The 6,470-nt window shown below is 72.9% G+C and carries 7 protein-coding genes; 6 read left to right on the forward strand and 1 reads right to left on the reverse strand.

The features are described 5' to 3' along the window. Nucleotides 1–150 precede the first annotated feature (150 nt). The 6 genes from ACWGIS_RS05435 to proC all read left to right on the forward strand — a co-directional run bounded on the left by ACWGIS_RS05435 (nucleotide 151) and on the right by proC (nucleotide 4,826). Complete coding sequence (locus tag ACWGIS_RS05435) at nucleotides 151–492, forward strand: SH3 domain-containing protein (protein WP_453361083.1); 342 nt, start codon at nucleotides 151–153, stop codon at nucleotides 490–492. Between the two features lie 56 nt (nucleotides 493–548). Continuing rightward, nucleotides 549–1,031 (forward strand): EamA/RhaT family transporter, encoded by a 483-nt coding sequence (locus tag ACWGIS_RS05440; protein ID WP_453361084.1) that lies wholly within the window; start codon nucleotides 549–551, stop codon nucleotides 1,029–1,031. A gap of 75 nt (nucleotides 1,032–1,106) precedes the next feature. After that, nucleotides 1,107–1,931, forward strand: coding sequence for a class I SAM-dependent methyltransferase (locus ACWGIS_RS05445; RefSeq protein ID WP_453361085.1), 825 nt, complete (start codon nucleotides 1,107–1,109; stop codon nucleotides 1,929–1,931). Nucleotides 1,932–2,231: 300 nt separating this feature from the next. Continuing rightward, on the forward strand, nucleotides 2,232–3,119 hold the full coding sequence (locus tag ACWGIS_RS05450; RefSeq protein ID WP_453361086.1) for an ABC transporter ATP-binding protein: 888 nt from the start codon (nucleotides 2,232–2,234) through the stop codon (nucleotides 3,117–3,119). Next, complete coding sequence (locus ACWGIS_RS05455) at nucleotides 3,116–3,904, forward strand: ABC transporter permease (protein ID WP_453361087.1); 789 nt, start codon at nucleotides 3,116–3,118, stop codon at nucleotides 3,902–3,904. The genes ACWGIS_RS05450 and ACWGIS_RS05455 overlap by 4 nt, the downstream gene beginning before the upstream one ends. Before the next feature lie 112 nt (nucleotides 3,905–4,016). After that, nucleotides 4,017–4,826, forward strand: a complete 810-nt coding sequence (gene proC, locus ACWGIS_RS05460; RefSeq protein ID WP_453361088.1) for a pyrroline-5-carboxylate reductase — start codon at nucleotides 4,017–4,019, stop codon at nucleotides 4,824–4,826. Between the two features lie 54 nt (nucleotides 4,827–4,880). On the opposite strand, the gene trpS is transcribed toward proC, so the two are convergent. Continuing rightward, complete coding sequence (trpS, locus tag ACWGIS_RS05465; protein ID WP_453361089.1) at nucleotides 4,881–5,882, reverse strand: tryptophan--tRNA ligase; 1,002 nt, start codon at nucleotides 5,880–5,882, stop codon at nucleotides 4,881–4,883. Nucleotides 5,883–6,470: the final 588 nt, after the last annotated feature.

The raw sequence follows: 6,470 nt of genomic DNA on the forward strand, positions 1-6,470 counted from the left end.
GACGCACGGAGCCTAGTCGATGCTTCGTGCGATACAGAGGCGGCTTGCTAGCCTCCGCGTGCGACAGGCGCACATCTGTGCCTGGCGTGATGTCGACGGCGTCCATGCGACGCGTGCGACGTCCCACGTCACATTCAACGGGGGGCCTTCATGGCTGTTGACCGCATCGAGAGCACCGAGATCGAGAGCACCGAAGAGGAGACCGCGTCCACGGCGGTGGCCGCGAGCACGCTGGCGGCGGCGCTCACGTACTACCCCATCGCACCCGGCCGCACGGTGAACGTCCGCAGCGGCCCCGGCACCTCGTACCGCATCGTCCGGGTCCTGCCCGAGGGCTCCAAGGTGGCGATCTTCTGCCAGCGTCCCGGCGAGACGATCAGCGGCCCGTACGGCACGACGAACATCTGGGACAACATCGCGAGCGGCGAGTACGTCTCCGACGCGTACGTGCGGACCGGCAGCGACGGATACGTCGCGCCGCGCTGCGGCTGAGCACGGTGGGCAGGGGTTCCGCGGGGGGACAGGGTCGCCGGGGCGATAATCGTCGCGTGAGCGACGAGACCGGTACCCCCGCGGGCCCCCAGCCCGAGCCCATCCGCTTCTTCGGGACGACGTGGGTGGAACACGACGGCGGCTACGCGGCCCGCCGGGCCGGCGTGGCCGCCGGCTCCCTGGCCGCGGCGGTCGCCGCCTGCTTCGTCCTGCGCTTCGCCTACCAGGGCCTCGCGATCGCGGACGTCGGCCGGCTCGTGACGCTCCTGCTCGTGGTGATGTTCGCGGTGTGCAGCGCGCTCGCGTTCCGCCACACCCTGGAGACGTTCACCAAGCGCCCCGACCCCGACCGGCAGGCCGCGCTGCGCGGCCTGCTCGCGATCGGCTTCGTCGGCTCGCTCCTCGCCTACTTCTTCCGCTCCCTCACCGAGGCCCCCGGCGAGCGGCTGCACCGCGAGGAGTACGAGGCGGCCCGCACCCAGTACGAACGCCGCACCAAGCGCCGCACCCGCAACCCCTCCAGGAAGCGGACGGGCTGACCACCCCGCCCGCTCCACCGCCGGCACCCGGGGGAAACACCCCCGCCCGCGTCCCGCCCCCGCCACCATGGCCGTATGGCCGCCCCCACGCCCGACCCGGACCGCGACGCGCACCCCGCAGCCCCGGCCCGCCCCCCTGCGCACGACGTCCGCGCGCACTCCTTCAACGCCGCCGCCGCGCAGTACGCCGCGAACCGCCCCTCCTACCCGCCCGCCCTGCTCGACGCGGTCGAGGACCTGGCGGGCCGCCCCCTCGCCGGCTCCCGGGTCGTGGACGTCGGAGCGGGGACGGGCATCGCGACCGCGCTCCTGTGCGAGAGGGGCGCGGACGTGGTCGCCGTCGAACCCGGCGCGGGCATGGCGGCCGAGTTCCGCCGCACCCTCCCCGGTGTCCCGCTCGTCCGCGGCGACGGCAACGCGCTCCCGCTCGCCGACGCCTGCGCCGACCTCCTCACCTACGCGCAGGCCTGGCACTGGACCGACCCGGCCCGGGCGGTACCGGAGGCGATGCGCGTACTGCGGCCCGGCGGCGCCCTCGCGCTGTGGTGGAACATGGACGCCCAGGACGTCCCGTGGATCGCCGCCCAGGCGGACCGGGTGGAGCGCCGCTTCGGGGCGGGCACCGGGAAGAAGAGCGGCGGCGGTCCCCGCGCCGAACTGGCGTTCACCGGCGCGCCGCATGTCCCCGACTTCGCCCGGCGCCGGGTCCGCTGGAGCCGCACCGTCCCCCTCGGCACCCACCTCGCCAACATCGGCAGCCACTCGCTCTTCCTGGTCCTCGGCGAGGAGGGCACCTCGGCCTTCCTCGCCGAGGAGCGCGCCCACCTCCTGGAGGTCTTCCCGGACGGCCGGGTGGAGGAGGTCTACGACGTCATGCTGATCGTCGCCACCCGCCCCTGACTTCCGCAGAGCCCCCTCGCACGGCCCGACCCCGGACACCCGGTAGCCCCGGGTACGCCGCCGTTCGCCCCGCAGCCCGGAGCGCGCCGCCGTTCGCCCCGTCGCTCGGTTACGCCTCCGTACGCCCGGCCCGCCGCGCGCCGCCCGCCGCGCGCCCGCGCCCCACCCACCGTACGAACTCCGGGTCTCCGCGCACCCCGCCCCGGCGATCACGCTCCCCCGCCCCGGCGACCGCTCCATCCACCGAACACCCCGCACCCGCCTTGACGCGCGAACCCTCCCCGGCGCAATAATCAACGCATGATGAATATTGGTCCCCGTCCGCCCGACGACGCACCGGCGCCCCCCGGCGCCCCGTCGCCCCACGACACCTCAGCCCCCGCCGTCCGCGCCGAGGGCCTCACCGTCGTACGCGGCACCCGCGAGGTCCTGCGAGGCCTCGACTTCACCGTCCCGCGCGGACGGATCACCGGACTGCTCGGCCCCTCCGGCTGCGGAAAGTCGACCCTGATGCGTGCGACCGTCGGCACCCAGGCCAAGGTGTCCGGCACCCTGGAGGTCCTCGGCCGCCCCGCGGGCGACGCCGCCCTCCGCTCCCGGATCGGCTACGTCACCCAGGCCCCGTCCGTCTACGACGACCTGTCGGTCCGGCAGAACCTCGACTACTTCGCCGCGATCCTCGACCCCGGCCGGGCCGCCGCCGACCGCCGCCACGAGCGCGTCACCCAGGCCGTCACCGACGTCGACCTCACCTCGCACGCCGACTCCCTGGCCGGCAACCTCTCCGGCGGCCAGCGCAGCCGGGTCTCCCTCGCCGTCGCCCTGCTCGGCACCCCCGAACTCCTCGTCCTCGACGAACCGACCGTCGGCCTCGACCCCGTGCTGCGCCGCGACCTGTGGAACCTCTTCCACTCCATCGCCGCCGACCGCGGCACCACCCTCCTCGTCTCCTCGCACGTCATGGACGAGGCCGAGCGCTGCCACCGGCTGCTCCTGATGCGCGAGGGCGAGATCCTCGCCGCGGACACCCCCGACGCCCTGCGCGAACGCACCGGCTCCGACACCGTCGAGGCCGCCTTCCTCCACCTGGTCGACGAGGCCGTCGCCGCCGACCGGCGGACCCCGGCGGCCGGCCACGCCACCCCGGCCGGGAACGGCGACCGTCCGCGCAAGGAGACCGCCCGATGAGCACCGCCACGGACACCCGCACCGGTACCGGCCCGGCGACCGGCGCCCTGAACCTCTCCCGCACCACCGCGACCGCGACCCGCGTCCTGCGCCAGCTCCGCCACGACCCCCGCACCATCGCGCTGATGATCCTGGTGCCGTGCGTGATGCTCCTGCTGCTGCGCTACGTCTTCGACGGCAGCCCGCGCACCTTCGACTCCATCGGGGCCTCGCTGCTCGGCATCTTCCCGCTGATCACGATGTTCCTCGTCACGTCCATCGCCACCCTGCGCGAACGCACGTCCGGCACCCTCGAACGCCTCCTCGCCATGCCCCTCGGCAAGGGCGACCTCATCGCCGGCTACGCCCTCGCCTTCGGAACCGTCGCGGTCGTGCAGTCCGCGCTCGCCACCGGACTCGCCGTCTGGATCCTCGGCCTGGACGTCACCGGCTCGCCCTGGCTGCTCCTGCTGGTCGCCCTGCTCGACGCGCTCCTCGGCACGGCCCTCGGCCTCTTCGTCTCGGCCTTCGCCGCCTCGGAGTTCCAGGCGGTCCAGTTCATGCCGGCGGTGATCTTCCCCCAGCTCCTCCTCTGCGGCCTGTTCACCCCGCGCTCCGAGATGCACCCCGTCCTGGAAGCCGTCTCCGACGTCCTCCCGATGTCCTACGCCGTCGACGGCATGAACGAGGTCCTCAGGCACACCGACCTCACGGCCACCTTCGTCCGCGACGTCCTGATCGTCGCGGGCTGCGCCCTGCTGGTCCTGGGCCTGGGCGCCGCCACCCTCCGCAGGCGGACCTCGTAGCGCCGCCGCCGGCCGCGGCAGCCCGTCCCGCCCAACGGACAGCGAAGCCCTCCCGGCACCCCGGGTGCGAGGATGGACCCCGGACGACGCACCCTCGGGAGGGCACCCGCACATGAGCCAGAAAGTCGCAGTCCTCGGCACCGGCAAGATCGGCGAAGCGCTGCTCAGCGGCATGATCCGAGCCGGCTGGGCGCCCGCCGACCTGCTGGTCACCGCCCGCCGCCCCGAGCGCGCCCGGGAACTCCACGAGCGCCACGGGGTCACCCCGGTCGGCAACGCCGAGGCCGCCAAGACCGCCGACACCCTCATCCTCACGGTCAAGCCGCAGGACATGGGAAGCCTCCTGGACGAGCTCGCCCCGCACGTCCCCGCCGACCGCCTCGTCATCAGCGGCGCCGCGGGCATCCCCACCTCGTTCTTCGAGGAGCGCCTCACCCGGGGCACCCCCGTCGTCCGCGTCATGACGAACACCCCCGCGCTGGTCGACGAGGCGATGTCCGTCATCTCCGCCGGCAGCCACGCCACCGCCGAGCACCTCGCCCACGCCGAGGAGATCTTCGGCGCCGTCGGCAAGACGCTCCGCGTCCCGGAGTCCCAGCAGGACGCCTGCACCGCGCTCTCCGGCTCGGGACCCGCGTACTTCTTCTACCTGGTCGAGGCCATGACGGACGCCGGCATCCTGCTCGGCCTGCCCCGCGACAAGGCCCACGACCTGATCGTCCAGTCCGCGATCGGCGCCGCCGTGATGCTCCGCGACAGCGGCGAGCACCCCGTGAAGCTCCGCGAGAACGTGACGTCCCCCGCGGGCACCACGATCAACGCCATCCGCGAACTGGAGAACCACGGCGTCCGCGCGGCCCTCATCGCCGCGCTCGAAGCGGCCCGCGACCGCAGCCGCGCCCTCGCCTCCGGCAACAGCTGACCCCCCGGGGCCGAGGGGGCACCCCCCGGCCCCGGATTCAGCACCGGCCCCCGGCTACCCGGCCGCGGGCAGCAGACCGATCGCCCGGTACGCCGCGTCCACCGTCGGCCGCGCCAGCTCCCTGGCCCGTTCCGCACCCCGCCGCAGCACGTCTTCCACCTGGGCCGGATCCGCGCACAGCGCATGGTGCCTCTCCTGCACGGGCCGCAGGACCTCGACCACCGCCTCGGCGGTGTCCTTCTTCAGAGCGCCGTACGACCGGTACTCCCCGCTCAGCGCCTCGGGGTCCCCACCGGTGCAGCTCGCGAGGATCTCCAGCAGGTTGGCGACCCCGGGCTGCTTCTCCCGGTCGTACGCCACGTCCTGCCCGCTGTCCGTGACGGCCCGCGCGACCTTCCTCCGTACGGTGTCCGGCTCGTCGAGCAGATAGACGATCCCGGGCCCCGAGTCGTCGCTCTTGCCCATCTTCGACGTCGGGTCCTGGAGATTCATGACCCGGGCCGCCACCTCGGGCCGCGTGGCCCGCGGCACCACGAACGTGTGCCCGTACCGCTGGTTGAAGCGCACCGCGAGATCCCGCGTCAGCTCGACATGCTGGGTCTGGTCGTCCCCGACCGGCACCTCGTCCGTCCCGTACGCCAGGATGTCCGCCGCCATCAGCGCCGGATACGTGAGCAGCGACAGCCGCACACTCCCGCCCCGCTCCCGTTCCCGGGCGGCCTTCTCCTTGTACTGGACCATCCGCCGCATCTCGCCGTCGGTCGCGACGCACTCCAGCACGTACGACAGCCGCGTGTGCTCGTCCACATGACTCTGTACGAACACGGTGCACAGCTCGGGGTCCAGCCCCGACGCCAGCAGCAGCGTCGCCGCCTGCCTGCTGAGTCTGCGCACGCGCGCCGGATCGTGGTCCACGGTCAGCGCGTGCAGGTCCACGACGCAGAACAGCGCCTCGGCCCCGTGCTGGTCGACCTCGGCCCACCGGCGCACGGCCCCCAGGTAGTTCCCCAGCGTCAGATGCCCGGTCGGCTTGACCCCGCTGAAGATGCGCGTCATCTCTCCACCTCCTGGTCGAGACCGCCGCGCCCGCCGGCCGGTCCCTCCCGGAGGGAGACACAAAAACGGCCGCCGAGGCGGCGGCCGTTGGGTGCATACGTGAGCACGGCCGCCCTCAGGCGGCCCACCACTGCTGGGTGCACGCATGCGTAGTCATGGGCCGAGGGTACGCCTCGCGGCCCCCCTCAGGAGCGGGGTTGACACGTCCCCGCCCGCTACGTAATGTTCTCCGAGCTGTCCGACGTGAGCGCCGACTCCGGTCGGTCCCCGGACAGCCATTCCGCAGCAAGCACTCAACGAACGACGCTCAGTCGTCGCGTCGTTTCCATGCGCGTTTGCGAAATGAGGAATCCGCGTTCGAAAGGACGCCGGCCCGATTAGCTCGGGAGCCGAGATTCCGCTAAAGTCTCACTCGTCGGAACGGCCCGAAAGCCGTGAGGACAAGCCCCGCTGACTGGGAATCAGGCCCGAAAGGATCTGGTAGAGTCGGAACCGCCGGAAAGGGAAACGCGAAAGCGGAAACCTGGAAAGCACCGAGGAAATCGGAACCGGAAACGGTCTGATAGAGTCGGAAACGCAAGACCGAAG

It is taken from the genome of Streptomyces sp. NPDC054842 (genome assembly GCF_053611025.1).